The organism is Methylobacterium sp. AC433, from assembly GCF_979253015.1.
In genome coordinates this window covers 37,394-62,247 of sequence record NZ_CEEDBN010000021.1, presented here as the reverse complement: position 1 = coordinate 62,247, position 24,854 = coordinate 37,394, and the positions used below count along the sequence as shown (strand labels likewise).

Sequence of the window (24,854 nt, the reverse complement as noted above, 5' to 3'; positions counted from 1 at the left end):
GCCTGCGCCTCGACATCCAGATCCTCGTGCGCACCGTCCTGGCCGAAATCACGCGCCGAACCAACGCGTTCTGAGCGAAGCGCCGGATTCCGGCCGCGCCGGGTTCGGCGAAGCACGTCCGCTGCGAGCGAAGCTTCGGCGGCTGGTGGTTGGAATATACCGGATGACACCTCCTGAGCCTGCTCCTGCCTCTAACAGGAAGTTGGCCTCGGTGCACCGTCCCGCAATCACCCCGCCCGTGCACGCACTCGCTCAAGGACTGCCAGAGCCACCAGCAGCAAAGCCAGTCCCACCGCCAGTGGCCAGGCGAGAAGCCAGGTGATCGAGCCGAAGAAAAGCAGATCGGTTTGCCACCCAGCTGAACTTTTGGGCTGACATCGGAAGTTCATCCGGACGGAAACGCCTTCCAATCCTATCACCTCGTCCGTCAAGCCCGCGTCTAGCCGGTATCGTCCAGGAGGGAGAGGAAGCCACCCGCTCGCCGAGCGGTAGAAGCCCTCTCCATCGTGTCCATCGCTCCCCTCGTTCTTCGCCTCGCCGGAGACCACGACACGCCCGGTCGCGTCGCGGAAGGACCATCGGAGCGGGATTTCTACTCCCTCGGCCGTTCCGTATTCCCCGACAAGACGCCTCATCTCCTCGCGCGTGCGCGTCTTGCTGGAGAGGTAGAGGTTGAGGCGGTGCGGGCAGGCTAGCCGGACGCGCACTTCCGTCTCAACCCGACCGGGTAGCGACATGGGGAGAGGGGCGTCCAAGGGCGTGGCACTGATCCATTGCGACCAGATGCCGAAGATGATCACGAAGGCTAGGACGATGACGAGCGCGGCCGTCAGCCACCTGTAGCGGACAAAGAACGCACCCACAGATCGCTCCTTTACGGCGTTGCGGGCTGCGCGACCTGCCAAGCAACCCCGACATCACCCACCAAAGACCGATGTCCGGTTTCACCCTTCTCGGACGTTCAGGTAAGGGTACCAAACGTCAGACTTTTATCACCAGGGGTCGGACAAAAGCGTACCCTGCGATCCGCGCCGATCCGCGAGATCCCGGCCGATGCGCGGCGCCGAAATCCGCGACCCTAGGAGGTCAGCGGATTGAAATGGTGGAAGACCCGGTGTCGGTCCATCTCCAGGATCCCGTGGTCCCGCCGGATCGACCAGACGATCAGCCCCTTTTCCAGGAACTCCCCTGCCACGGCCAGCGCCTCCTCCTCGCCGCGCAGGGCGAGGTAGACGTGGGGCGTGATGTCCTCTTCCATCAGACCGGGTTCGACGGGCTCGCTCCAGTGGACGGTCCAGGACATGGAGGTTTCCTTCCAGGGCATGATCCCGCCTCGCAGACGGGCTGGGATCGAGGCGCATCGCCGGTGCGCCGGCGACGGCACGCGAGCAATGCTCATACAGAGCGTCCGGCGCCCGAGGCAATGAATGCGCCGGTCGCCGGCCGGTGCCGTGAGGCAGCCCGTCTCGCGGTCGATCCATCCGATGGGCACCCGTGACGCCATCGCGCCCGATCCTGGTTCGGGCCGGCCCGGAGAAGATTTCCGGCCGGCATCGGCGGCGGCAGGCAAGGTCCGGGTCCAGGCCCGGCCTGACGCCTGCGCACGGGCTTGTGCGGGAGGCCGACGTCTGTTCAGCCGGGCATGCGGCGTTCGATTTCCGATGTCTTTGCCATGTGCCGAGTCCCCGCGACTGAATCCAACCTGCTCCGGCTCCGAAATGGGAACGGATTCACTACGAAGAACTTGTTGGCTGGATGCGCAACCGGCGCGTCGACGGAAGATGGAACTCATGACGAAACTTGCGATCGCTCTGGCCGCCAGCACCCTGCTTGGCGCCATCGGACTGACATCTGCGTCGGCCGCTCCCGTGATGCCGGCGCCTGCCGTCGCCGTGGCCGGTGACCAGGGCATCGATCAGGTGGCCTACCACCGGCACCACCGTGGCATGCGCCACCATCGTCATCACCGCCGCATGCACCGCATGCCGCGCTCGCGCATGATGAGCGATCCGAACTCCCGCAACCCGTCGCAGCCCGGCTACCAGCAGCAGAAGGGCAACACCTCGGGCGGCCCGCGCTACTGATCGCCGTTCGCGGCCCTCGCGGCCCGTGTCGATCGGGGGCCGGCATGCTGGGCATGCCGGCCCCTTCCGCGTTCGGATGTGAGGCCTCGCCCGTGTTTCTCCCCAGGCCAGACGCACCGCCGCGCTGATCCTCGGGCGGCCGCTCTGCTATGCTGGGGCCATGTCACAGCGTCCCGCCCGCTCCGTCGCCAAGACCGGTTCCGCCCCCTCGGACTACACCACCAGCGCTGCCGTCCTCGACACGGCCGGCGCCACGCCGATGATGGCGCAGTACATCGAGATCAAGGCCGCCAATACCGACTGCCTGCTGTTCTATCGGATGGGTGACTTCTACGAGCTGTTCTTCGAGGATGCGGAGATCGCCTCGCGCGCCCTCGGGATCGTGCTCACGAAGCGCGGTAAGCACGGGGGGGCCGACATCCCCATGTGCGGCGTTCCGGTGGACCGCGCCGACGACTATCTCAGCCGCCTCATCGCCCTCGGCCACCGCGTCGCCGTCTGCGCGCAGACGGAGGATCCGGCCGAGGCGAAGAAGCGGGGGCCGAAATCCGTCGTCCGGCGCGAGGTGGTCCGCCTCGTCACGCCCGGCACCATCACCGAGGATCGCCTCCTCGATCCTGCCCGCGCCAACGTCCTGCTGGCGATCGGCCGGCGCAAGGCCGGCGAGACCGCCTCCGTCTACGGACTGGCCGCGGTCGACATCTCCACAGGGCGCTTTTCCCTGAGCGAAATCCCGGCGGCCGAACTGGGCTCGGCCATCGCCCGCCACGATCCGCGCGAGATCGTCCTGTCGGAGGCGATCCATGCCGACCCGGCCCTGGCGCGGCTCTGGCGCGAATGCCCGGCACCCGTGACGCCGCTGGCCCAGGGCGAACTCGAGCCGGCGGCGGCCGAGCGACGGATCAAGGCGCAGTTCGGCGTCACCACCCTGGAGGGCTTCGGGCAGTTTGGCCGGGCCGAGATCGCCGCCGCCGGGGCGGCCCTGCTCTACATCGAGCGCACGCAGATCGGTGCGCGCCCGACGCTCTCGCCGCCGACGCGGGAGAGCTCTGGGGCAACCCTCTCGATCGACGCATCCACCCGGGCCAATCTCGAACTGACCCGGACCCTCTCCGGCGAACGCCGGGGCAGCCTGCTGGACGCCATCGACCGGACCGTCTCGGCGGGTGGGGCGCGCCTCCTCGCCGAGCACCTCGCCGGCCCCCTGACCGACCTCGAAGCGATCCGCCACCGGCACGCGGCGGTGGAGTTCCTGGCCGACGACGCCGCCACCCGCGCGGCCTTCCGCGACAGCCTCGCCCGGGCGCCGGACCTCGCCCGCGCCCTCTCGCGTCTCGCCCTCGGACGGGGTGGACCGCGCGACCTCGCGGCCCTGCGCGACGGCCTCGACGCGGCGCAGGACCTCGCGGAACGCTGCGCGGCCCTGGAACGCCTGCCGGAGGATCTCGTGGCCGCCACGACCCGGCTGGGGGCGGTGGACCGCGCCCTGGTCGCGGAACTCCGCGCCTCCCTGGCCGACGACCTGCCCCTGAAGCGCCAGGACGGCGGCTTCGTGCGGGCGGGCTACGATGCCGAGATCGACGAGAGCCGCCTGCTCGGACAGGATTCGCGCAAGGTCATCGCCGCCCTGCAGGCGCGCTACGCCGAGGAGACCGGCTGCCGCACCCTGCGGATCAAGCACAACAACATGCTCGGCTACTACATCGAGGTGCCGCAGGGCGTTGGGGAGGCCTGCCTCAAGGGCGTGATGCGCGAGACCTTCATCCATCGCCAGACCATGGTCGACGCGATGCGCTTCACCAGCGTGGAGCTCGGCCAGCTCGAGAGCCGGATCTCGGGCGCGACCGACCGGGCCCTCGCCCTGGAGAGCGCGGTGTTCGACGCCCTCGCGGGGCGGGTCCTGGCGCAGGCGACCGCCATCGCGGAGGTGGCGGAGGCGCTGGCCGGCCTCGACGTGGCCGCGTCCCATGCCGAGCTGGCCGTCGAGCGCGACTGGCGCCGGCCGGTGGTCGACGAGAGCTACGCCTTCGTGGTCGAGGGCGGGCGCCACCCGGTGGTGGAGGCGGCCCTGCGGCTGTCCGGGGCTCCCTTCATCGCCAACGATTGCGACCTGTCGGGGGAGGGGCGCGGGCGCATCCGCCTCGTCACGGGCCCCAACATGGGCGGCAAGTCGACCTTCCTACGCCAGAATGCGCTGATCGCCGTCCTGGCGCAGATCGGCGCCTTCGTTCCCGCGACCCGCGTTCGCCTCGGCCTCGTCGACCGGCTGTTCTCCCGCGTCGGGGCGGCCGACGACCTCGCACGCGGGCAATCGACCTTCATGGTGGAGATGGTCGAGACCGCCGCGATCCTGAATCAGGCGACCCGGCGCTCCCTCGTCATCCTCGACGAGATCGGTCGCGGCACCGCCACCTTCGACGGTCTCTCCATCGCCTGGGCCTGCCTGGAGCACCTTCACGAGCAGAACTGCTGCCGCGCCCTGTTCGCGACCCACTTCCACGAGCTCACCGCGCTCGGGCAGCGTCTGTCCCATCTCGACAACGCGACCTTGCGGGTGGCCGAGCACAAGGGCGAGGTCGTCTTCTTGCACGAGGTGGTGCCGGGCGTGGCCGAGCGCTCCTACGGGCTGCAGGTGGCACGGCTCGCAGGCCTGCCGGCCGGCGTCATCGCGCGGGCGGGATCGATCCTGAAGCATCTGGAGAAGGCCGAGCGCGACCGCCCGTCTCGCCCCCGCATCGACGACTTGCCGCTCTTTGCCAACCTCGCGCCGCCGCCGATGCCGGAGCCGGCCCCCGAGGCGCCCGACGACACCTTGCGGCTCGCCCTCGACGCCATCGATCCTGACGCTCTGACGCCGCGCGAGGCCCTGGAGGCCTTGTACCGGCTCAAGGCCGCGAGCGGCCACGGCGGCTGAGGACGGCTTCCGTGGATCCGGTGCCGAGGGCCGGGGTCCCGTGGGCCGGCCGCCGGGAGGCCGGGCTCGATCGCACCGGTCCGGGTGTCATCCGCGCAGGGTGAGGCGGCCGCCATTCATGCTGAATTCGTTCAGGCGCTTCAGGAACGACATGCCGAGGAGGCTGGTGGAGAGCCGCCCGCGCGGCATCACCATGCCGTTGACGCCCTGGACGGTGATGGTGCCGATCCGCATCTCGGGAATCCGGATCGCCGCCGCCATGGCGATTCCGTTGGCGGTTTGGACCGGAACGCGGAAATCGCGTTCGCTCACCCGCAGCCCGGCGCGCTCGGCATCCTCGTAGGTGAAGGCGCAGGTCGTCGCCCCGGTATCGACCAGCATGCGCAGGCGCTGCCCGTCGACCGTGACGTCGGTGGAGAAATGTCCCTGCGCATCGGCGAAGAGCGTCATGGTGCTCGGGCCGCTGCGGAGCAGTGAGGGCGGCGAACGCTCCGCCAGCGGCGTCGCGACCGCGGCCTGCTCCGGGGCCGGACGCTGGAATCGATCCGCCAGGCCGACAGCCCAGATCGCCGCCGCCGCCGTCACTCCGAGCGCCCACACGATCGGTCGCGTCATCGAATCCATCCCTCGCCGAGGCCGAAGGCTAGGGCAGGGAGGGTGAACGAGCCGTCGGCAGCGGGCCGGATATCCGGCGCGAGCGCCGGCGATCCGGTCCTATGGTTTCGAAGTCGCTGATGAGTTCGATCGCGTTGCCGGGGCGCGATCCCCTCGGCGTCAGCCGGAAAGGGCGGCGGCCGCGGATCGGAAGGTGTCCTGTCCGACGCCGGCGAGTTGTTTCCCGCAGGCCGCCTGGGCCGCCTGCCAAAGCGGGTAGGCCTCGCTCAGCAGGTGCCGACCCTCGTCCGTCAGCACGATGCGCCTGACGCGGCGGTCGTCCGCGTCGGGTCGGATCGCCAGGAGCCCGCGGCGCTCCAGCGGCTTCAGGTTCGCCGTGACGGTCGTCCGATCGGAGGCCAGATGCTGCGCCAGGGCGGTGACCGTGGGCGCCTCGTCGCGCACCAGCATCATCAGCAGGGTGAACTGCCAGTTCGACAGACCCGTCGGTCGCAGGACGGCATCGTACCGGCGCCCGATCGCGCGCGCCGCCCGCTGGGCCGCGAAGTTGAAACAGGCCCGCTCGACCGTGGCGGCGACGGCGGGCGTGAGATCGGGTGAACGCGCCACGCGGCGGCCTCCATCGGGTTGATACCAACCATATAGTCGATCGATCCGCGGTTGCGACCCGGGCGAGCCCGTCATTCGGACACCGCCTCAGAGAATTGATATCAACCTATGTGCTGCGCCGCACGGAATTCGATCCAGAAACGTTTATATCAACCTTATTACAACGGGCCGAGGCGCTCCGCCAGGACGGCGGACCGGATCCAAGGCTCACATCCCGGAGAAAGACCATGACCGTTCGAAGCACCCTCGCCGCTGTTCTCGCCGCCGGCCTCAGCCTGGTCGCGGCGCACGCCAACGCCGCCGAGCCGCGCACCTATCAGGCCTGGGGCCACACCTTCGTAGCGGCCGACCGGCATCCGGCCGAGACCGTTCTGCCGACGGAGAGTGCCGGCGCCCGCGTGACGGCCGCTCCGGTCGCGCCGAAGCGTGCCTACACCTCCGGCGGCACCGTCGAGCCCGTTCCCGCCGAAGCGAGCCGGACACTCAACGTCTGGGGCGCCCGATTCGACGCCCCCGCGCGCTGACCGACCCGACGCCCGGCTCGGCCACCCCTCATCAACATTGATTCAGTCGATATCGGCTATTGAAAGCATCTGTTTGAATGATGGTGCAGTGCGAATACATTGCGATCACCGAACGGCTCACGCGCCCCCGGAACACCAAGGACCTTCATCATGACCCTCCGTACCCTCATCCTCGCGACGCTCACGACGGCCAGCCTGGCCAACACCGCCCTGGCGGACGATCGCACCTTCCTCACTCCGCCGCTGTATCGGGAGCAGGCCCGCGTCACGGCCGCCGTGCGTCCCGCTTCCGAACTGACGACGACGCCCTCCCTGACCCCGCGCGCCCCCGCCACCCGGCGGAGCGTCGCCGAGACCGCCGACGCCTCCGTCCGCTGAGACGGGCCGCCCCGTGCATCACGGCAGGCGTCCTCCGACCCGCGCTCCAATGGGAGGTCTCCCATTGGAGCGTTCTCGTCTCGAAAGGACCATCCGAATCATTCGAACCGCCGAGCGTTGAGTGGAACCGGTGCGCTCGCCGCTGGCGCCGCTCTCGTCGACGGGCATGCCGGGCAGCCACAGCCCGCGGGCGATCCCGGATAGGGGTCCGCGCCTGCTCTATGGCCTGAGGACGGCCGTTCGATCCGAAACCACCCTATCGAAAAGACACTTCGGTTGCGCCGCGCGACGCTTGCGGGTATAGGCCGCGCCAGCGCCCGCCAGACACCCTTGGAGGCACGGGCGCTTCGGGGATCGGGGCATGGCCGTCCGTTTCGGGCGGCCTTTCGCGTTTCCCCGGGATTTTCATTTTCAAAAGGATCACGCCATGAGCGCAGTCAAGACGCTTGAGGCCGTGGCACGCGACCGGGTCGGCAAGGGGGCCGCCCGGGCCGTTCGTCGCCAGGGTCAAGTTCCCGCCGTCATCTACGGAGGCGGTCAGGCCCCGCAATCCATCGCCATCGACCTCGTCCGCGTCCGCACGCTGATCTACGCCGGTGGCTTCAAGACCACCCTGTTCGAGATCAATGCCGGCGGCAAGAAGACCCGCGCGATCCCGCGCGACTTCCACCTCGATCCGGTGTCGGGCGTGCCGATCCACGTCGATTTCCTGCGCGTCGTCGCCGGCCAGTCGATCACGGTCGAGGTTCCGGTGCACTTCCTGCACGAGGACGCGGCGCCCGGCATCAAGCAGAAGGGCGGCACGCTCAACGTCGTGCTCCACACCCTCGCCCTCGAGGTCGCGCCCGACGCGATCCCGGATGCCATCGAGGTCGACCTCACGGGTCGCGAGATCGGCGATGCCATCCACATCACCAACGTGAAGCTGCCCTCCGGCGCCACCTTCACGGGTGAGCCCGACGCCACCATCGCCAACATCGTGCCGCCGACCGTTCTCGGCGCCGAGGTCGAGGCCGAGGAGGCCGCGATCGCCGAGGCGCAGTCCGCCGAGGCCGCCGAGGAGAAGGCCGAGGAAGAGGCGTCCGAGGAAGCCGCCGAGGACGAGAAGAAGGAGGATTGAGACCGGGGCGCAAGCCCTGTCTCATCCCATCCCTGCGGGTGCCCCGGCCATCAGGCTGGGGCATCTCCGTTTCCGGGGCCGCGCTCCGCGGTCCCTCGAAAACACCTGTCTGGATCGATTCGCGCCATGCGCCTGATCGTCGGCCTCGGCAATCCCGGCTCCCGCTACGCCAAGAACCGCCACAACATCGGCTTCCTCGCCGTGGACGAGATCGCGCGCGTGCACCGCGCCGGGCCGTGGCGCCGCAAGTTCCAGGGTGAGATCGCCGAGGTCGCCCTCGGCACCGAGCGGGCGATCCTGCTCAAGCCGCAAACCTTCATGAACGAATCCGGGCGCGCGGTGCAGGAAGCGCAGCGCTTCTACAAGATCGCCCTCGCCGACGTGATCGTGCTGCACGACGAACTCGACCTCGCTCCGGCGAAGTTGCGGGTGAAGACGGGCGGCGGCAATGCCGGCCATAACGGGCTGCGCTCGATCACGGCGCAATGCGGCAACGATTATCGCCGGGTCCGCCTCGGCATCGGCCATCCCGGGGACAAGGCCCTGGTGCACGCTTACGTGCTGAATGATTTCGGCAAGGGCGAGGAGGCCTGGGTCGACGACCTCTGCCGGGCGATCGCCGACCACGCGCCCCTGCTGGCGGGCGGCGAGGATGCGAGCTTCCAGAACAAGGTCCACCTCGCCCTGGCGGGGCGCGGCTGGGACGACGTCAAGCAGGTCAACGCGCGCGATTGACCGCGGCGGCCACATCGGATTTCACGCGGGCAGGCTTCCATCAGACCCGCGAACGGACAGGTGACCCATGGGCTTCAAATGCGGCATCGTCGGCCTGCCGAACGTCGGCAAGTCGACCCTCTTCAACGCGCTGACGCAGACGGCGGCCGCACAGGCGGCGAATTACCCGTTCTGCACCATCGAGCCGAATGTCGGTGAGGTGGCGGTGCCGGACCCGCGCCTCGACGATCTCGCGAAGATCGCCGCGTCGAAGGAGATCATCCCGACCCGGCTCACCTTCGTGGACATCGCCGGCCTCGTGCGCGGCGCCTCGAAGGGGGAGGGCCTGGGCAACCAGTTCCTCGCCAACATCCGCGAGGTCGACGCCATCGCGCACGTGGTCCGCTGCTTCACCGACGGTGACGTGACCCACGTCGAGGGCAAGGTCGATCCGGCGGCCGACATCGAGACCATCGAGACCGAGTTGATGCTCGCGGACCTCGACAGCCTCGAGAAGCGCGTCATCGCCCTGGAGAAGAAGGCCAAGGGTGCCGACAAGGAAGCCAAGGAAACCCTCGACCTCGTCCAGCGCGCCCTGCCGCTGCTGCGCGAGGGCAAGCCCGCCCGCCTCGTGCAGCGCAAGCCCGAGGAGGAGCGCCTGTTCCAGAGCCTCGGCCTGATGACGGCGAAACCGGTCCTCTACGTCTGCAACGTCGACGAGGGCGATGCCGACAAGGGCAACGCCTATTCGGAGGCGGTGATGGCCCGCGCCAAGGCGGAGGGTGCCAAGGCCGTGGTGGTCTCCGCCAAGATCGAGAGCGAGATCGCCGTGATGCCCCTGGCCGACCAGGGCGACTTCCTGGAGGCCGTCGGCCTCGCCGAGCCCGGCCTGAACCGCGTCATCCGGGCCGGCTACGAACTCCTCGGCCTCATCACCTACTTCACGGTCGGCCCGAAGGAAGCGCGCGCCTGGACCATCGAGAAGGGCACCCGGGCCCCGGCCGCCGCCGGCGTGATCCACACGGATTTCGAGAAGGGCTTCATCCGCGCCGAGACCATCGCCTTCAACGACTACACGAGCCTGAAGGGCGAGGCCGGCGCCAAGGAAGCCGGCAAGTTCCGTCTCGAGGGCAAGGAGTACGTGGTGCAGGACGGCGACGTGCTGCATTTCCGCTTCGCCAACTGATCCGACGCAAGCGGAGGCGGCCTCGCTCCCGCATCGCCGGGCCGTCCCGCGGCCCGTTGATCCCCAGCGCCTGAAAGGACCCGCATGACCGGCATCGCCTTCGAGGACTTCACGCCCGGTACGGTGATCGAGGGTGGTCCGGTGACGGTGACGGAAGCCGAGATCATCGCCTTCGCCCGGGAATTCGACCCGCAGCCGTTCCACCTCGATCGGGAGGCCGCCAAGGCAACCTTCGTCGGCCGGCTGATCGGCTCCGGCTGGCAGACCGCCGGGTTCGGGATGCGGCTGCTGCAGGAGCACGTCTTCCGCGGCGCGACCTCGATGGGCTCGCCCGGGATCAACGAGCTGCGCTGGCTCAGGCCGGTGCTGCCGGGCGATCGCCTCGGCATCTCGGTCCGGGTCGAGACCTGCCGGGTCTCGAACACCAAGCCTGACCGCGGCTTCGTCGGCTTCGCCATGACCGTCCTCAACGGCGACGGCGAGCGCGTGATGACGCAGATCTTCACGGTGATGTTCCCCCGCCGCGGCGCGGCGCCGCTGCCGCCGCGGGCGGTGTCCCGGCAGGAGGTCGTGCCGCCCGAGGAGTCCGACGACGTCGAGTTGCTCCCCTTCCTCGAAGCGGCTTCCATCGGCGCCGTGCGGGACCTCGGCGCGCACCATTTCACGCCGGACGCCGTGACGGCCTTCGCGCGGGCCTACGATCCGCAGGCCTTCCACCTCGATCCCGAGGCCGCCCGCCACACCCATTTCGGCGCGCTCTGTGCCTCCGGCTGGCACACGGCCGCCGCCTGGATGAAGCGGCTCCACATCACCCGCGGCCGCGACGTCGCCCATACGGCGATGTCCGGTCCCGTCCCGCAACTCGGCCCCTCGCCGGGCTTTCGCGACCTGCGCTGGCTCGCGCCGGTCTATGCCGGCGACACCATCCGCTACGGCTGCGCCCTGATCGACAAGCGCGAGACCGCGTCGCGCCCCGGCTGGGGCCTCGCGACCCACCAGAACACCGGCGTGAACCAGCGCGGCGAAAAGGTCTTCGCCTTCACCGGCTCGGTGTTCTGGCAGTGGGCTCCCGAGGCCTGAGGCGTCAGGCGGCCCTGCGCCGCTCCGGATAGAGGCTCAGCAGCCCCTCGGCATCGGCCGGGGCGACGCCGCGCTCGGTGATGATGCCGGTGACGAGCCGGGCCGGCGTCACGTCGAAGGCCGGGTTCGCCACGGGGCTTCCCGGCGAAACCACCTCGACCGTGGCGAAGCCGCCGTCGGCCAGGCGTCCGGTGAGATGGGTGACCTCGCGGCCGTCGCGTTCCTCGATCGGAATCTCGCGTACGCCGTCGTGCAGCGTCCAATCGATCGTCGAGAAGGGCAGGGCGGCGTAGAACGGCACCCGGTTGTCGCTGGCGGCCAGCGCCTTCAGGTAGGTGCCGATCTTGTTGCAGACGTCGCCCGAGGCCGTGGTGCGGTCCGAGCCGACGATGCAGACGTCGATGGCGCCGTGCTGCATGAGGTGCCCGCCGGCATTGTCGGCGATGACGGTGTGCGGGATGCCGTGGGCATTGAGCTCGAAGGCCGTCAGGGCCGCCCCCTGGTTGCGCGGGCGCGTCTCGTCCACGAAGACGTGGACCGGCACTCCGGCCTCGTGCGCCACGTAGATCGGAGCGAGGGCCGTGCCCCAATCCACGGTGGCGAGCCAGCCGGCGTTGCAGTGGGTCAGCACGTTGATCGCCCGGCCCTTCTGGCGATGAAGCTCGCCGAGGATCTGCGCGCCATGGACGCCGATGGCGTGGCAGTTCTCCACGTCCTCCTCCGCGATGCGCCCGGCTTCCGCGTAGGCGAAGGCGGGCCGCTCGGATTCCGGCACCGTGCGGAGCTTGGCGGCGACGCGGTCGAGGGCCCAGCGCAGGTTGATCGCGGTCGGGCGCGTGGCGGCCAGCGTCGCGACGGCCCGGTCGACCCCGGCCTCGGAGGCATCCGCGCGCAGGCCGAGGGCGAGCCCGTAGGCGGCGGTGACGCCGATGAGCGGGGCGCCGCGCACCACCATGGTGCGGATCGCCACGGCGGCCTCGTCCAGGGTCGAGAGCGTCTTCAGCTCGAAGGCGAAGGGCAAGCGGGTCTGGTCGATCACCGCCACGGTGGCGCCGTCCTCGGCGGGGAAGATGGTTCGGTAGGGCTTGCCGTCGATCTTCATGGGGCGGATCCGGATGCTGGCGGGGCCGAGGCCCGAGGCCTCTTCGTCGGACCGCGTTTACGTCAGAATGCGCTTCGGAGGCCAGCTTGCAGCCCGGCGTTTCCGGAATCCGGCCCGCTCAGAATCGCAGGGGCCGCACGCGCTTCACCTGCGGGATCGCGGCGATCCGGGCCAGGACCGCGTCGCTCACCGGCGCGTCGACGGCGCAGAAGCAGATCGCGTTGCCGCCCTTGGCGTCGCGCCCGAGGCTGAAGGTCGCCACGTTGACGCCGGCCTCGCCCAGGACGCTGCCGAAGCGCCCGATGAAGCCCGGCTGGTCGCGGTTGCGCACGTAGAGCATGTGCTCGGCGAAGGCGGCGTCGATCGGGATCGAGCGGATCTCGATCATGCGCGGCTTGCCGTCGTGGAAGACCGTGCCGGCCGCATCGCGCGGCATGTCCTCCGCCTCGACGGTGATGCGGATCACCGATCCGAAATCGGGTGCCGCGCCGGCGCGGGTGACCTCCTCGACCATGATGCCGCGCTCGCGCGCCACCGCCGGAGCGGAGACCATGTTGATGCCCGACAGGACGGGGCGAAGCACCCCGGTGACGGCGGCCGCGGTGAGGGCGCGGATGTTCATCTCCGCCACCACGCCCTCGTAGGTCACCCGGATTCTGCGGATCGGTGCGTCGGTGAGCTGGCCCAGGAACGAGCCGAGATTCTCGGCCAGTTCCACGAAAGGCCTCAGGCGCGGCGCCTCGTCGGCCGAGATCGACGGCATGTTGACCGCGTTGGCGACGGCGCCGCTGAGCAGGTAATCGGCCATCTGGTCGGCGATCTGCAGGGCCACGTTCTCCTGCGCCTCGTTCGTCGAGGCGCCGAGATGCGGGGTGCAGACCACGTTCGGATGCCCGAAGAGCGGGTTCTCGTAGGCCGGCTCGGTCGCGAAGACGTCGAAGGCGGCGCCGCCGACCCGACCGGATTCGAGGGCGGCACGCAGCGCGACCTCGTCGACGAGGCCGCCGCGGGCGCAGTTGACGATGCGGACGCCCGGCTTCACCCGAGCCAGGGCATCGGCCGAGAGGATATTGCGGGTCCGCTCGGTCAGGGGGACGTGCAGGCTGATCAGGTCGGCCCGGGCCAGGAGCGCGTCGAGGTCGAGCTTCTCGACGCCGATCTCGGCGGCGCGCTCCGGCGTCAGGTAGGGATCGTAGGCGATCACCTTGAGCTTCAGGCCGATGGCGCGGTCGGCGACGACGGCGCCGATGTTGCCACAGCCGACGATGCCCAGAACCTTGCCCGTCAGCTCGGTGCCCATGAACCGGGCCTTCTCCCAGCGGCCGGCCTGGGTCGAGGCATCGGCCTGCGGGATCTGCCGGGCGAGGGCGAACATCATCGCGATGGCGTGCTCGGCGGCGGTGATCGCGTTGCTGAAGGGCGTGTTCATCACGATGACGCCGCGGGCGGTGGCCGCCGCCACGTCGACGTTGTCGACGCCGATGCCGGCGCGCCCGACGACCTTCAGCCGCTGGGCGCGGGCCAGCAGCTTGGCGGTGACCTTGGTGGTGGAGCGGATCGCGAGGCCGTCATAGGCCCCGATCAGCGCCGCGCAGGCGTCGCGGTCCCGGCCGAGGTCGGGGCGGAAATCGACGTCGAGGCCGCGGTCGCGCAGGCGCTGCACGGCCGATTCGGAGAGGGGGTCGGAGATGAGCACCTTGGGCGCTGGCATGTCGGCGTCCGGCTCCGTCGCGCGTGGCGAACGACGCTCGGGTTTCAGGCCGCCCGAGCGAGCTTCGCCTTCTCGGCCGCGAAGGCCCAGTCGAGCCAGGGGGTCAGGGCCTCAAGGTCGGAGGCCTCGACGGTCCCGCCGCACCAGATCCGGATACCGGCCGGGGCGTCCCGGTAGGCACCGATGTCGTAGGCGACGCCCTCGCGGTCCAGGGTGTCGGCGATGCCCTTCGCCACGGCGCTCACCACGGCGTCACCCAGCGCGAGGATGTCCGGATCGGTGACGACGAGGCAGACACCGGTGTTGCTGTAGGTGCCGGCATCGGCGGCCAGGTGGCCGATCCAGGGGGTGCGCGCCACCCAGTCGTGGATGATCCGGGCATTGGCGTCGGCCCGGGCGTGGAGCGCCGGGAGGCCGCCGATGCGCTCGGCCCATTTCAGGGTGTCGAGGTAATCCTCGACCGCGAGCATCGAGGGCGTGTTGATGGTGTCGCCCTTGAAGATGCCCTCGATCAGCTTGCCGTCCTTGGCGAGCCGGAAGACCTTCGGCACCGGCCAGGCCGGGACGTTGGATTCGATGCGGGCGACGGCGCGGGGGGAGAGCACGATCATGCCGTGCGCGGCCTCGCCGCCCATGACCTTTTGCCAGGAGAAGGTGACGACATCGAGCTTGGACCAGTCCAGCGGCATCGCGAAGGCGGCCGAGGTGGCGTCGCAGATGGTGATGCCCTCGCGGTCGGCGGCGATCCAGTCGCCGTTCGGCACGCGCACGCCGGCGGCGGTGCCGTTCCAGGTGAAGATGACGTCGTTGTGCCGGGTATCGACGGCCGAGAGGTCGGGCAGGATGCCGTACGCGCCGACATGCACGCGCGGCGCGATCTTGAGTTCCTTCAGGGCGTCGGTGACCCATTCGAGGCCAAAGGCCTCCCAGGCGACGACCTCGACCGTCCTCGGCCCCAGCATCGACCACATCGCCATCTCGACGGCGCCGGTGTCGGAGGCCGGCACGATGCCGATCCGGTAATCGGCCGGCACCTGCAGCACCGTGCGGGTGAGGTCGATCGCTTCCTTGAGCTTGGCCTTGCCGACGGCGGAGCGGTGCGAGCGTCCGAGCGGCGCGCCGGCCAGGGCCTCCAGGCTCCAGCCCGGGCGCTTGGCGCAGGGGCCGGACGAGAAATTCGGCACGCGGGGGCGCGTGGCGGGTCGGTTGGTCACGTGCGTCATCCTTCCAGATGAGAGCTCCTCGTTGGGGAGGAGTGGCCCGGAGACGCCAATGGACCCGCGCCGTTCCGGACGCAAGCGCCCGGCATCGCGGCGGGGATCAATCCGCACCCGCACGGGCGGTCGAACCTCCGTGGGCGGACGGGCCGATCCGCGCCCGGCGGCACGAGACCATGCGCGTTCGGGCCGGATCGCCGACTCGCTCGGCGAAAACTACGACATCCGGAAAGTTGATCGGGCACGCAGCGGCCGAACAGCCCCATCCGGCTTGATCGAGGTCGGTGCCCATGTACATCTGCGCGTTCAGGGACTTGAACCAATTGACCGGGTGTCGACGACCGTGATCTTCGCCCAGCGTCAGACGACCCGAGACGTCGAACCCGGTCGTAGCTTCGATTACTGGCGCAGCACGGCGCTGGCACGGGTCGATGCCTCCAACACGGAAGATGTCCGGAGCTTCGCGGCCGAGAGACTGCTCGCCGTCTCGTCCCACGGCACGCTGATGCACACCCGGAGCAGCGGCGTGCTGGTCGAGCGGAACGACCGGCATGTCCGGTCGGACAACGTCGACGACGTCTGCGTCAGCCTGCTGATGGCCGGCCGGGCGCATCACGAGCAGGGCGCCTTCGGTGGCGTTCTCAAGGCCGGAGACATGGGTTTCACGGCCCTCGACCGTCCCTTCGTGTCGGGTCTTCCGGGCGCCTACGAGGAGATCCGCCTGCACTTTCCGCGCACGGTCTTCACCTCCCACATCGGAAGCGTCGGGAGCATCGCCGGCCGGACGATCCGGGGCGGCGGTCCCCTGTCCGACCTGCTCGCCGGCTACCTGACGTCGTTCGCCGGTTCGATCGAGCGCATGTCCGAGGCCGAGACGGCCCATGGTTTCGGCGCCGTGCTGCATCTCCTCAGGGGGGTCGTGGATCCCGAGACCGGATTGCCGGACGACGCAGCCTCGACCGTCGGCCTTCGCTCCCTGGCCGGCGCGTATATCGAACGCCGGCTCCACGATCCGGGCCTGACGCCGGACGAGGTCCGGGTGACGCTGAAGGTCTCCCGGACCCGCCTGTACGAGGCGTTCCTCGTCGATGGCGGCATCGCGGCGGCGATCCGGGACGCGCGGCTCGATCGGGCTCGGCGCCGCCTGTCCGCTCCGGGCGGCCACGGCAGGACCATCACGGACATCATGCTGTCCTGCGGCTATCGCGATCCTTCGCTCTTCAGCCGCGCCTTCAAGAGCCGGTTCGGCCTGCCGCCGCGGGACTACCGCGAGACGGCGCGTCTCTGAACGGCCCGCTTCGAGCCATCCGGGTCCGTTCCGAGCGCGAGATCCCTGCCCGCGCGAACCGGTTCAGCCCTCGGGCGGGCGCAGCAGGTCGGGCCGGCGCTCCCGGGTGAGGCGCAGAGCCTCCGCCCGGCGCCATCGTGCGATGGCGCCGTGGTTGCCGCCGGTGAGCACGTCGGGGATCGCGCGGCCTTCCCAGTCCCGGGGCCGGGTGTAGTGCGGGTATTCGAGCTGGCCAGTCTCGAAGCTCTCCTCCTCGCCGGAGGCGACCTTGCCCATGACGCCGGGCAGGAGGCGCACGCAGGCGTCGAGCACCACCAGCGCGGCGACCTCGCCCCCGGAGAGGATGTAATCGCCGATCGACACCTCCTCGAGGCCGCGCCCGGCGATCACCCGCTCGTCGACGCCCTCGAAGCGGCCGCAGACGATGAGCGCGCCGGGTCCCTCGCTCAGGGCCCGCACGCGGCCCTGCGTCAGGGGGCGGCCGCGCGGGCTCATGAGGAGCCGGGGCCGGGGATCGTCCGGCGCGGCGGCCGCGTCGATGGCGGCGGCGAGGACGTCGCAGCGCAGCACCATGCCGGCGCCGCCGCCGGCGGGGGTGTCGTCCACCGCGCGGTGGCGTCCGAGACCATGTTCGCGGATATCGCGGGCCTCCAGATTCCAGGTGCCCCGCGCCAGCGCCTCTCCGGACAGGGACACCCCGAGGGGTCCCGGGAACATCGCGGGGTAGAGGGTGAGGACGGTGGCGTTCCAGGGGCTGAGGGTCATGGCGCTTGATGGCGCGGGGAGGCGCGCGCGGTCAACGTGGCACCGAAGCGGCGGCGACGGGTTGTCCTGGCATGGCCGCTTCCCGCTTCCTCCGTAACCGTGCCGTCGTTCCGCTCCTGCGGACCGTCACCCTCTCTCTCGCGCTGACGGGTTTCGCGCTGGTCCAGCCGGTCCGCGCGGCCGAACCCCTGGCCCCGGCGGGCACGCCCGCCTCCGCCTTTCCCAGGCCCGACCGGCCGGTGGCGGAGATCGTCGCGCCCCTCTGGGCCTCGGAGAAGCAGCGTGATTCGGTCGACGAGGTCGGGCAGGTGGTTCGCCTGATGGGCATCGCGGCCGGCCAGAGCGTCGCCGATATCGGGGCCGGCAGCGGCTACTACACGGTTCGGCTGGCCGAGCGCGTCGGCCCGCAGGGCCACGTCTACGCCGAGGACGTGACGCCCCGCTACCTGGCGGGGCTGGAAGCGCGCATCGCCAAGAGCGCCCTCACCAACGTCACGGTGGTGCGGGGCGAGCCGCACGACCCGCGCCTGCCGGCCGCCTCGCTCGACGCGGCCGTGCTGGTCCACATGTACCACGAGATCGCCCAGCCCTTCGGACTGCTCCACAACCTGGCGCCGATGATGAAGCCGGGGGGCAAGGTGGGCATCGTCGACGCGGACGACGTGCCCTCGCGCCACGGAACGCCGCCCGCGCTCCTCGCCTGCGAGCTCTCCGCTGCCGGATATCGGCAGACCGGCGTCACGGTGCTCGACGGCGGCGTCGGCTACCTCGCGATCTTCGAAGCGCCCGTGGCGGCGGACCGGCCGGACCCGCGCACGATCCGTCCCTGCCGGGACGACGCCACCCGGCGCGCGAAGGACGGACCGGGCAGCCCGCCGCGATGACGGGCGCGGCTCACTCCTCCGCCTCGATCCCGCGCAGCGGCGCCGTGAGTTCGCAGACGACACCCACGGGCGCGTAGGTCGTGCGGACGCTGCCCCCGACGGCACCCGCGAGGCCGCGCTCGATCAGCCGGCTCCCGAACCCGCGGCGCGTGGGAGGGACGACCGCGGGTCCTCCGCGTTCCCGCCAGGACAGGGTCAGCATCGACTCGGGGCCGTCGGCCTCCACGGTCCAGGTGACCGCGACGGTCCCCTCCGGGCAGGAGAGGGCGCCGTACTTGGCCGCATTCGTCGCGAGTTCGTGGACCATCAGGGCGAGGGACAGGGCGGCCTTCGAGCCGACCTGGACGAAGGGTCCGGCGAGCCGCAGGCGTCCCGACCCGGCATCGTCGTGGATCTCGAGCGCCCCGCGGATCACCGCCTCGATGCTCGCGCTCTCGCGCGTCCCGTTGAGGAGCAGGTCGTGGGCCTTGCTCATCGCGAACAGCCGGTCGGCCAGGACGTCCCGGGCCGTGTCCAGGTCGGGAGCGTTGCGGAGCGTCTGGGTGGCGATGGCCTGGACCATGGCCAGCATGTTCTTCATGCGATGGCTGAGTTCGCGGTTCAGGACCGCCTGCTGTTCCTCGGCCCGCAGGCGCGCGATGCCGACCTGGACGCGATCCGCGACGTTGCGGACGAAGGCGACCTCCTCGGGGTGCCAGGCGCGCGGTGCCGTGCTGTGGACGAAGAACAGCCCGACGCTTCGGCCGCGCTCGCGCACCGGCACGTTGAGCAGGGCGCCGACATCGATCCGGGCGAGGCGGGCGGCCGTCTCCGCGGTCCGTGGATCGTCCGCCACGGCGTCGACGACGAGGGTTTCCCCGCGCGCGAGGCCGGGACCGAGGGTGTCCTGATTCACGAAGGGGTGCCGCCCGACCAGGCTGGCCGTGCCGGCGGTCGTCCAGTCGCGGTGGACGGTGATGTGCTCGCCGGCCGCATCGAGTTCGCCGTAGCCGGTCCGATCGGCGTCGAGGGTCCGGCCGACGATCTCGGCCGCCCGCTGGGTCATGGCGGGAACGGAGGCCTCGTTGCGCAGGAAGTCCCCGAGCTCGATCAGCGCGGCGCGCAGGAGCGAGGCCGCCCGGGCGTAGATCTCCTCGGCCTTGACCAGGGCGATCTGCCGGCTCTCATGGATGAGGGTCGTCACCTGGCGCGCGAGGCGCCGCAGGCCGTCGGCCTGATCGTCCGTCAGCCCGTCCGGGCGCGGCTGATGATCGAGTACGCACAGGCTGCCGAGCACCTGGCCGCTCTGCATCCGCAGGGGCGCGCCGGCATAGAAGCGGATGTGCGGTTCACCGGTGACGAGCGGATTCCGCCCGGTGCGCGGATCGTCCGCCAGGTCCGGAATCACCAGGAGGTCGGCCTCGCTCAGGGCATAGACGCAGACCGAGGCGTTGAGATCGGTCTCGCAGGGCGGGAACCCGGCGCGGGCCTTGAACCACTGGCGGTTCTCGTCCACGAGGCTGATCAGGGCGACCGGGGACCCGCACAGAAGACGACACAGTTGCACGACGTCGTCGAAGGCCTGTTCAGGCGCGGTATCGAGGATGTCGAGGGCCCTGAGCTCAGCAAGACGCGCGGGATCGGCTGTATCTGGCCTGATACCCTGCTCGAGGTGGTAGCTCATGGGGGAACTTTCCCGGCGGCCAGTCGTTGTAATGGCTATTTCTGTTCATGTCACTTAGTTCGAACGGGTCTACCTGCACGCGTGGAGCACGCCGCGCTGCCCCACGGACCGCGTCCCCACCCTCCCGAACCGCTGACCCTCAGGAGCGCGGGCGCATGACGATGCGGAGCCGGCGTCGGGTTCCGTGGCGCCGCGACCGCACCTGCGACCTCGGATCATGCAACCTCCGATTAGGACTTGCCGTGGCATGTGGGGCAAAGCTCACGAACGGAGGTGGGATGGTCGTCGATGCAGATGCTGGTTGATCTCGTGCACCGGCTGCGCTCGTCGCAGACCTGGATCGGGCTGGGCATCCTGGCACCACTCGGGTTGCTCGCGATCTCGGGGCTGATGCTGCTCGACCTGCGCGCGGATGCCTGGGAGAAGGCGACCCAAACCTCGCGCAATCTGCTCCAGGTGATCGAGCGCGACATCGCCCGCAACATCGAGATCATCGACCTGTCGCTGCGTGGGGTCGCCGACAACCTGACGGCACCGGGATTCGCGGAGGCCAGCCCCGCGCTGCAGCAACTCATCCTCTTCGACCGGGCCGTGATGGCGCGGGACATGGGCGTCATCCTCGTGGTGGACGAGACCGGCAGGACCGTCTTCGACGCCAAGGGGATCCCGGCCCGTCCCCTGAACAACGCGGACCGGAGCTACTTCCGGGTCCACCGCGATCGGTCCGATGTCGGGCTCTTCATCAGCGAGCCCGTGGTGTCGCGCCTCCTCGGCGTGCCGGTCATCGTCCTCAGCCGCCGGATCAACGGGCCCGACGGCCGCTTCGGCGGCGTCGTCCAAGCGTCCCTGAAGCTCACCTATTTCAGCCGGCTCTTCGCCAACATCGCCCTCGGGACCAAGGGGGCGATCAACCTCTACCTCGCGGACGGATGGCGCCTGATGCGCCACCCCGCCATCGATGAGGAGATCGGCGTCGGCGTCGCGGCCGCGCCGACCTTCCAGCGCTTCGTGCGGGAGGGCGCCGGCACCTTCGTCGGCGCCTCGGTCCGCGGCGACGAGAACCGGCACCACACCTTCACGCGGATCGGCGACCTGCCGCTGATCCTGGACGTCGCCCTGGCCGCCGAGGAGATCGAGGCGGAATGGCGCGCCAAGGCGCTGGTGATCGGCAGCGCCGTGCTCAGCCTGTGCGGCCTGTGCGCCGGCCTCTCGCTGCTGTTCGGGCGCGAGCTCCGGCACCGGAGCCGGATCGAGGCGGAACTGGCGCGCCTGTCGCTGACCGATGCGCTGACGGGCCTGCCGAACCGGCGCCGCTTCGAGGAGGCCCTGGCGGAGCGCGAAAGGTCCGGCCTGCCGCCCGACCAGCCCTTGTCGCTGCTCGTGATCGATGCGGACCACTTCAAGGCGGTGAACGACCGCCACGGCCATGCCGTCGGCGACGAGGTCCTGAAGGGGCTGGCGCATTGCCTGATGGCGAGCGCGCGACGCCCGGGCGACCTCGTGTGCCGCGTCGGCGGAGAGGAATTCGTGCTGCTGCTCGCCGCCGACCTGGCGGCCGCCCGTCGCGTCGCCGACCGGATCCATGCCGAGGTCCGGCGCTTCGGCCTTCCCGGTGCCGGCATCCCCGCCGGCTCGCTGACGGTGAGCATCGGGCTGGCGAGCACGTCCTCGGGCCGCGACGGACCGCGGGCGGTCATGGACCTCTACCGCGACGCCGATGCGGCGCTCTACGCGGCGAAGGCGGACGGCCGAAACCGGACGCATATCGGCCGGACGTCGCGTGAATCGTCGGCCGCCGGGGATCGGGCGCCGGCCTGGGGCGCGGCATCCGGGACCGGTTCCGCTTGAGCGCGGGCCGCGGTCCGGCTTTCAGGCGGGCTCGTCGGGCGGGCGCGGCTGGGCCGGCGCGAACAGGTCGTCCGGGGGATCGACCACGACGCGGCCGCCGGCGACGTCGAGCTCCGGAACGAAGGCCTTGGTGAAGGGCAGGAGGGCGGTGGCGCCGCCGAGGGCCGGCTTGATCTCCAGGAGATCGCCGCCGCCGTAATTCGGCACGTCCGCGACGGTGCCGAGGACCGCGCCTTGCGTGTCGACCACCGCGAGACCGACGAGGTCGGCGGTGAAGAATTCGTCCTCGTCCGCCACGGTGCCGAGGCGCTCGCGCGGGAGGAACAGGGCGAGGCGGTTCAGCCCCTCCGCGCCGGTGCGGTCGGTCACGCCCTTCACCCGAACGACCAGGAGGTCGGGGGAGGCGCCGCCGGCCTGGCGGATGTCGGTGAGCTCGATGCGGCGCCCGTCGGCGCCGATCAGCGGCCCGTAGGAGGCGATCGCCTGCGGGTCGCCGGTGTAGGACTTCAGCCGGACCTCGCCGTTGAGCCCGTGCGCCCGCCCGAATTCGCCCATCTGGACGAGGCTCGGGTCGGTGGGCGGCAGGGGCGCATCGGCGTCGGGCTTCGGCCGGCGGGCCGAGGTGGCCGCATCGCTGCCGATGCGGCCGGGCCGCGCACGGCGGCCACCGTCACCGTGGGTTGATGTGCCTCCGGGACGGCGGGCCATGCGCGGACGCGCCTCAGGCCGCGGCGTCTTCGGCCGGGGCGGCGGCCTTCTCGGCGCGCTTGGCGGCGCGCTCCTTGGCCTTCTCGCCCGGCTCGGCCTTCTGCGGGTTGTTGCGCGCGGGGCGCTTGGCGAGGCCGGCGGCGTCGAGGAAGCGCAGGACGCGGTCGGTGGGCTGGGCGCCCTTGGCGAGCCAGGCCTGGATCTTGTCGGCCTCGAGCACGATGCGGGCCGGATCGTCCTTGGCCTTCATCGGGTCGTAGACGCCGACCTTGTCGATGAAGCGGCCATCGCGGGGGGCGCGGGCGTCGGCGACGACGATGCGGTAGTACGGGCGCTTCTTGGCGCCGCCACGGGTGAGGCGGATCTTGAGGGACATGGTTCTACTCCAAGTGTCAGTGTGTCGTGTGAGGGCGAGGAGCGCGTAGCGAATGGCGAGTCCGTGGGCGCGAACCCGACTCGCTATGCGCTACGCCCCCCGTCGCTACTTCTTCTTCCCGAAGGGAAATCCGCCGAGACCCGGCAGGCCGCCGGGGCCCTTGGGACCCCCGAGCCCGGGCAGGCCCGGCATCTTGCCCCCGAGGCCCGGGGGCATCGGGGGGAGCTTGCCGCCGAGTTGCTTCTGCATGTCGGCGATCATTTCCGGCGTCGGCTCCGGCATGCCGGGGGGCAGGCCGGGCATGCCGCCCATTCCACCGCCGCCGCCCATGCCGCCCGCACCCATGCCGAACATCGAGCCGAGGGCCTGGCCGATGCCGCGCTTGCCCGAGCCCATCGCCTTCATCATGTCGGCCATGGTCCGGTGCATCTTGAGGAGCTTGTTCAGCTCCTCCACCTTCGTCCCCGAGCCCGCAGCGATGCGCTTCTTGCGGGAATTCTTGAGGATGTCGGGATTCTTCCGCTCCTGCGCGGTCATCGACGAGATGATCGCCCGCTGGCGGGCGAACATCTTCTCGTCGAGGTTGGCGTTCTCGACCTGCTTCTTGATCTGGCCCATGCCCGGGAGCATGCCCATCAGGCCGCCGATCCCGCCCATCTTCTCCATCTGGGCGAGCTGCATCGACAGGTCGTCGAGGTCGAACTTGCCCTTGCGCATCTTCTCCGCGGTGCGGAGCGCCTGCTCGTGGTCGATGGTCTCGGCGGCCTTCTCGACGAGGGAGACGATGTCGCCCATGCCGAGGATGCGGTTGGCGACGCGGGAGGGGTGGAACTCCTCCAGGGCGTCGACCTTCTCGCCGGTGCCGACGAGCTTGATCGGCTTGCCGGTGACGGCGCGCATCGACAGGGCCGCGCCGCCGCGCGAATCGCCGTCCATGCGGGTCAGCACGATGCCGGTGACGCCGAGGCGCTCGTCGAAGGCGCGGGCGGTGTTCACCGCATCCTGGCCGGTAAGGGCGTCGGCGACGAGGAGCACCTCGTGCGGGTTGGTGGCCGCCTTGACCTCGGCCGCCTCCGCCATCAGCGCCTCGTCGAGGGTGATGCGGCCGGCGGTGTCGAGCATGACCACGTCGAAGCCGCCGAGGCGCGCGGCATCCATTGCGCGGCGGGCGATCTGCACCGCCGACTGGCCGGCGACGATCGGCAGGCTCTCGACCTCGACCTGCTTGGCCAGGATCGCGAGCTGCTCCATCGCCGCCGGGCGGCGGGTGTCGAGGGAGGCCAGCAGCACCCGGCGCTTGTCGCGGGCCACCAGCCGGCGGGCGATCTTGGCGGTGGTGGTGGTCTTGCCCGAGCCCTGGAGGCCGACCATCAGGATGGCGACGGGGGCGGGGGCGTTCAGGTCGATGATGCTCGCGTCCGAGCCGAGCATCGCCACGAGCTCGTCGTTGACGATCTTGACGACCATCTGGCCGGGGGTGACCGACTTCAGGACGACGGCGCCGACCGCCTTCTCGCGCACCTTCTCGGTGAAGCCGCGCACCACCTCGAGGGCGACGTCGGCCTCGAGAAGCGCGCGCCGGACCTCGCGCAGGGCGGCGGTGACGTCGGCCTCGGTGAGCGCGCCGCGCCGCGTGAGGCCGGAGAGAATCCCGGAGAGGCGATCGGACAGGCCTTCGAACATGCGTCAGGCTCCCTGGACCGGCATCGTCGTCGGACCGGTCACTGGTTCACGCCCGCGCTCTCGGCCCGGCGCGCCTGGAGCGCATCCTCGAAGCCGCGGATCGCCTTGGCGAACTTGTCCCGGCACTCCGGATTGCAGAAGCCGACCACCGCGCCGCTGTAGAGGGTGAGCGAGTCGGCCGCGATCGGCTTGCCCGACCAGGGGCAGGTGTCGTTCACCGCATCCTCGATGCGCAGGGTCGTGTTCGCGGCAGCGTTGGGCATCGGGACTCGACGACGACGGGGTGAGCGGGGCCGACGCCCTGTCCCCAACGCGAAGCTCGCCCGAGGGCGCATCGCGCTGTCGGGCGTTGACCTCCGGCCTCGCGGGGCCGGTCGGCGTTCGT

At 70.5% G+C, this 24,854-nt stretch carries 24 protein-coding genes; 11 read left to right on the top strand and 13 right to left on the bottom strand.

What is annotated here, in order from left to right; genetic code table 11:
- Positions 1-227: 227 nt before the first annotated feature.
- Together AC0IWM_RS21695 and AC0IWM_RS21690 are read right to left on the bottom strand one after the other, a co-directional pair.
- A complete protein-coding gene (locus tag AC0IWM_RS21695; protein ID WP_471758441.1) occupies positions 228-863 on the bottom strand; it encodes a hypothetical protein in 636 nt (211 codons plus the stop codon).
- Positions 864-1,078: 215 nt separating this feature from the next.
- Positions 1,079-1,303, bottom strand: a complete 225-nt coding sequence (locus tag AC0IWM_RS21690; RefSeq protein ID WP_471758439.1) for a hypothetical protein — start codon at positions 1,301-1,303, stop codon at positions 1,079-1,081.
- Positions 1,304-1,790: 487 nt separating this feature from the next.
- On the opposite strand from AC0IWM_RS21690, the gene AC0IWM_RS21685 reads away from it, so the two are divergent.
- Together AC0IWM_RS21685 and mutS are read left to right on the top strand one after the other, a co-directional pair.
- Positions 1,791-2,084, top strand: coding sequence for a hypothetical protein (locus AC0IWM_RS21685; RefSeq protein WP_471758437.1), 294 nt, complete (start codon positions 1,791-1,793; stop codon positions 2,082-2,084).
- A gap of 160 nt (positions 2,085-2,244) precedes the next feature.
- Entirely contained in the window at positions 2,245-4,998 is a 2,754-nt protein-coding gene (gene mutS, locus AC0IWM_RS21680; protein WP_471758435.1) for a DNA mismatch repair protein MutS, read from the top strand.
- An 87-nt stretch (positions 4,999-5,085) separates the two neighbouring features.
- Here the strand turns inward: mutS and AC0IWM_RS21675 are convergent, their stop codons facing one another.
- Both AC0IWM_RS21675 and AC0IWM_RS21670 read right to left on the bottom strand, forming a co-directional pair.
- Positions 5,086-5,613, bottom strand: coding sequence for a retropepsin-like aspartic protease family protein (locus AC0IWM_RS21675; RefSeq protein ID WP_471758433.1), 528 nt, complete (start codon positions 5,611-5,613; stop codon positions 5,086-5,088).
- Between the two features lie 159 nt (positions 5,614-5,772).
- The gene (locus AC0IWM_RS21670; RefSeq protein WP_471758431.1) at positions 5,773-6,222 is read right to left on the bottom strand and encodes a MarR family winged helix-turn-helix transcriptional regulator; all 450 of its coding nucleotides are present in this window, start codon (positions 6,220-6,222) and stop codon (positions 5,773-5,775) included.
- A 227-nt stretch (positions 6,223-6,449) separates the two neighbouring features.
- Between AC0IWM_RS21670 and AC0IWM_RS21665 the strand changes: the two genes are divergently transcribed.
- From AC0IWM_RS21665 to AC0IWM_RS21640, 6 genes are all read left to right on the top strand, one after another.
- Positions 6,450-6,746, top strand: coding sequence for a hypothetical protein (locus AC0IWM_RS21665; RefSeq protein WP_471758429.1), 297 nt, complete (start codon positions 6,450-6,452; stop codon positions 6,744-6,746).
- Between the two features lie 150 nt (positions 6,747-6,896).
- The gene (locus AC0IWM_RS21660) at positions 6,897-7,124 is read left to right on the top strand and encodes a hypothetical protein (RefSeq protein WP_471758427.1); all 228 of its coding nucleotides are present in this window, start codon (positions 6,897-6,899) and stop codon (positions 7,122-7,124) included.
- A gap of 427 nt (positions 7,125-7,551) precedes the next feature.
- Positions 7,552-8,244 (top strand): 50S ribosomal protein L25/general stress protein Ctc, encoded by a 693-nt coding sequence (locus tag AC0IWM_RS21655; RefSeq protein WP_471758425.1) that lies wholly within the window; start codon positions 7,552-7,554, stop codon positions 8,242-8,244.
- Between the two features lie 126 nt (positions 8,245-8,370).
- Entirely contained in the window at positions 8,371-8,979 is a 609-nt protein-coding gene (gene pth, locus AC0IWM_RS21650; RefSeq protein WP_056475474.1) for an aminoacyl-tRNA hydrolase, read from the top strand.
- Positions 8,980-9,046: 67 nt separating this feature from the next.
- Positions 9,047-10,144: a redox-regulated ATPase YchF gene (gene ychF / locus AC0IWM_RS21645; RefSeq protein ID WP_056475471.1), complete on the top strand. Its 1,098-nt coding sequence runs from the start codon at positions 9,047-9,049 to the stop codon at positions 10,142-10,144.
- Between the two features lie 84 nt (positions 10,145-10,228).
- Entirely contained in the window at positions 10,229-11,224 is a 996-nt protein-coding gene (locus AC0IWM_RS21640; RefSeq protein ID WP_471758423.1) for a MaoC family dehydratase, read from the top strand.
- A 4-nt stretch (positions 11,225-11,228) separates the two neighbouring features.
- Here the strand turns inward: AC0IWM_RS21640 and mtnA are convergent, their stop codons facing one another.
- The 3 genes from mtnA to AC0IWM_RS21625 all read right to left on the bottom strand — a co-directional run bounded on the left by mtnA (position 11,229) and on the right by AC0IWM_RS21625 (position 15,260).
- Positions 11,229-12,326: an S-methyl-5-thioribose-1-phosphate isomerase gene (gene mtnA / locus AC0IWM_RS21635; RefSeq protein ID WP_471758421.1), complete on the bottom strand. Its 1,098-nt coding sequence runs from the start codon at positions 12,324-12,326 to the stop codon at positions 11,229-11,231.
- 118 nt (positions 12,327-12,444) lie between these two features.
- Positions 12,445-14,037 (bottom strand): phosphoglycerate dehydrogenase, encoded by a 1,593-nt coding sequence (serA, locus tag AC0IWM_RS21630; RefSeq protein WP_471758419.1) that lies wholly within the window; start codon positions 14,035-14,037, stop codon positions 12,445-12,447.
- A 44-nt stretch (positions 14,038-14,081) separates the two neighbouring features.
- On the bottom strand, positions 14,082-15,260 hold the full coding sequence (locus tag AC0IWM_RS21625; protein WP_471758417.1) for a phosphoserine transaminase: 1,179 nt from the start codon (positions 15,258-15,260) through the stop codon (positions 14,082-14,084).
- Positions 15,261-15,585: 325 nt separating this feature from the next.
- Between AC0IWM_RS21625 and AC0IWM_RS21620 the strand changes: the two genes are divergently transcribed.
- Entirely contained in the window at positions 15,586-16,542 is a 957-nt protein-coding gene (locus AC0IWM_RS21620; protein WP_471758415.1) for a helix-turn-helix domain-containing protein, read from the top strand.
- 63 nt (positions 16,543-16,605) lie between these two features.
- On the opposite strand, the gene trmD is transcribed toward AC0IWM_RS21620, so the two are convergent.
- On the bottom strand, positions 16,606-17,307 hold the full coding sequence (trmD, locus tag AC0IWM_RS21615; protein ID WP_471758413.1) for a tRNA (guanosine(37)-N1)-methyltransferase TrmD: 702 nt from the start codon (positions 17,305-17,307) through the stop codon (positions 16,606-16,608).
- Positions 17,308-17,378: 71 nt separating this feature from the next.
- On the opposite strand from trmD, the gene AC0IWM_RS21610 reads away from it, so the two are divergent.
- Complete coding sequence (locus tag AC0IWM_RS21610) at positions 17,379-18,191, top strand: class I SAM-dependent methyltransferase (RefSeq protein WP_471758411.1); 813 nt, start codon at positions 17,379-17,381, stop codon at positions 18,189-18,191.
- Between the two features lie 10 nt (positions 18,192-18,201).
- Here the strand turns inward: AC0IWM_RS21610 and AC0IWM_RS21605 are convergent, their stop codons facing one another.
- Positions 18,202-19,854: a sensor histidine kinase gene (locus tag AC0IWM_RS21605; protein WP_471758409.1), complete on the bottom strand. Its 1,653-nt coding sequence runs from the start codon at positions 19,852-19,854 to the stop codon at positions 18,202-18,204.
- A gap of 288 nt (positions 19,855-20,142) precedes the next feature.
- Between AC0IWM_RS21605 and AC0IWM_RS21600 the strand changes: the two genes are divergently transcribed.
- Complete coding sequence (locus AC0IWM_RS21600) at positions 20,143-21,702, top strand: sensor domain-containing diguanylate cyclase (RefSeq protein WP_471758407.1); 1,560 nt, start codon at positions 20,143-20,145, stop codon at positions 21,700-21,702.
- A gap of 21 nt (positions 21,703-21,723) precedes the next feature.
- On the opposite strand, the gene rimM is transcribed toward AC0IWM_RS21600, so the two are convergent.
- The 4 genes from rimM to AC0IWM_RS21580 form a co-directional block, all read right to left on the bottom strand.
- On the bottom strand, positions 21,724-22,410 hold the full coding sequence (gene rimM / locus AC0IWM_RS21595; RefSeq protein ID WP_471758405.1) for a ribosome maturation factor RimM: 687 nt from the start codon (positions 22,408-22,410) through the stop codon (positions 21,724-21,726).
- A 13-nt stretch (positions 22,411-22,423) separates the two neighbouring features.
- Positions 22,424-22,786 (bottom strand): 30S ribosomal protein S16, encoded by a 363-nt coding sequence (rpsP, locus tag AC0IWM_RS21590; RefSeq protein WP_055957770.1) that lies wholly within the window; start codon positions 22,784-22,786, stop codon positions 22,424-22,426.
- A 105-nt stretch (positions 22,787-22,891) separates the two neighbouring features.
- A complete protein-coding gene (gene ffh, locus AC0IWM_RS21585) occupies positions 22,892-24,469 on the bottom strand; it encodes a signal recognition particle protein (RefSeq protein WP_471758403.1) in 1,578 nt (525 codons plus the stop codon).
- 38 nt (positions 24,470-24,507) lie between these two features.
- On the bottom strand, positions 24,508-24,732 hold the full coding sequence (locus tag AC0IWM_RS21580) for a glutathione S-transferase (RefSeq protein WP_471758401.1): 225 nt from the start codon (positions 24,730-24,732) through the stop codon (positions 24,508-24,510).
- Positions 24,733-24,854: the final 122 nt, after the last annotated feature.

Bases quoted from the DNA above. Each gene is read 5' to 3' on its own strand.
- AC0IWM_RS21690 (WP_471758439.1), bottom strand. From the start codon at position 1,303: ATGTCCTGGACCGTCCACTGGAGCGAGCCCGTCGAACCCGGTCTGATG.
- AC0IWM_RS21685 (WP_471758437.1), top strand. From the start codon at position 1,791: ATGACGAAACTTGCGATCGCTCTGGCCGCCAGCACCCTGCTTGGCGCC.
- mutS (WP_471758435.1), top strand. From the start codon at position 2,245: ATGTCACAGCGTCCCGCCCGCTCCGTCGCCAAGACCGGTTCCGCCCCC.
- AC0IWM_RS21675 (WP_471758433.1), bottom strand. From the start codon at position 5,613: ATGACGCGACCGATCGTGTGGGCGCTCGGAGTGACGGCGGCGGCGGCG.
- AC0IWM_RS21665 (WP_471758429.1), top strand. From the start codon at position 6,450: ATGACCGTTCGAAGCACCCTCGCCGCTGTTCTCGCCGCCGGCCTCAGC.
- AC0IWM_RS21660 (WP_471758427.1), top strand. From the start codon at position 6,897: ATGACCCTCCGTACCCTCATCCTCGCGACGCTCACGACGGCCAGCCTG.
- AC0IWM_RS21655 (WP_471758425.1), top strand. From the start codon at position 7,552: ATGAGCGCAGTCAAGACGCTTGAGGCCGTGGCACGCGACCGGGTCGGC.
- pth (WP_056475474.1), top strand. From the start codon at position 8,371: ATGCGCCTGATCGTCGGCCTCGGCAATCCCGGCTCCCGCTACGCCAAG.
- ychF (WP_056475471.1), top strand. From the start codon at position 9,047: ATGGGCTTCAAATGCGGCATCGTCGGCCTGCCGAACGTCGGCAAGTCG.
- AC0IWM_RS21640 (WP_471758423.1), top strand. From the start codon at position 10,229: ATGACCGGCATCGCCTTCGAGGACTTCACGCCCGGTACGGTGATCGAG.
- mtnA (WP_471758421.1), bottom strand. From the start codon at position 12,326: ATGAAGATCGACGGCAAGCCCTACCGAACCATCTTCCCCGCCGAGGAC.
- serA (WP_471758419.1), bottom strand. From the start codon at position 14,037: ATGCCAGCGCCCAAGGTGCTCATCTCCGACCCCCTCTCCGAATCGGCC.
- AC0IWM_RS21625 (WP_471758417.1), bottom strand. From the start codon at position 15,260: ATGACGCACGTGACCAACCGACCCGCCACGCGCCCCCGCGTGCCGAAT.
- trmD (WP_471758413.1), bottom strand. From the start codon at position 17,307: ATGACCCTCAGCCCCTGGAACGCCACCGTCCTCACCCTCTACCCCGCG.
- AC0IWM_RS21610 (WP_471758411.1), top strand. From the start codon at position 17,379: ATGGCCGCTTCCCGCTTCCTCCGTAACCGTGCCGTCGTTCCGCTCCTG.
- AC0IWM_RS21605 (WP_471758409.1), bottom strand. From the start codon at position 19,854: ATGAGCTACCACCTCGAGCAGGGTATCAGGCCAGATACAGCCGATCCC.
- AC0IWM_RS21600 (WP_471758407.1), top strand. From the start codon at position 20,143: ATGCAGATGCTGGTTGATCTCGTGCACCGGCTGCGCTCGTCGCAGACC.
- rimM (WP_471758405.1), bottom strand. From the start codon at position 22,410: ATGGCCCGCCGTCCCGGAGGCACATCAACCCACGGTGACGGTGGCCGC.
- rpsP (WP_055957770.1), bottom strand. From the start codon at position 22,786: ATGTCCCTCAAGATCCGCCTCACCCGTGGCGGCGCCAAGAAGCGCCCG.
- ffh (WP_471758403.1), bottom strand. From the start codon at position 24,469: ATGTTCGAAGGCCTGTCCGATCGCCTCTCCGGGATTCTCTCCGGCCTC.
- AC0IWM_RS21580 (WP_471758401.1), bottom strand. From the start codon at position 24,732: ATGCCCAACGCTGCCGCGAACACGACCCTGCGCATCGAGGATGCGGTG.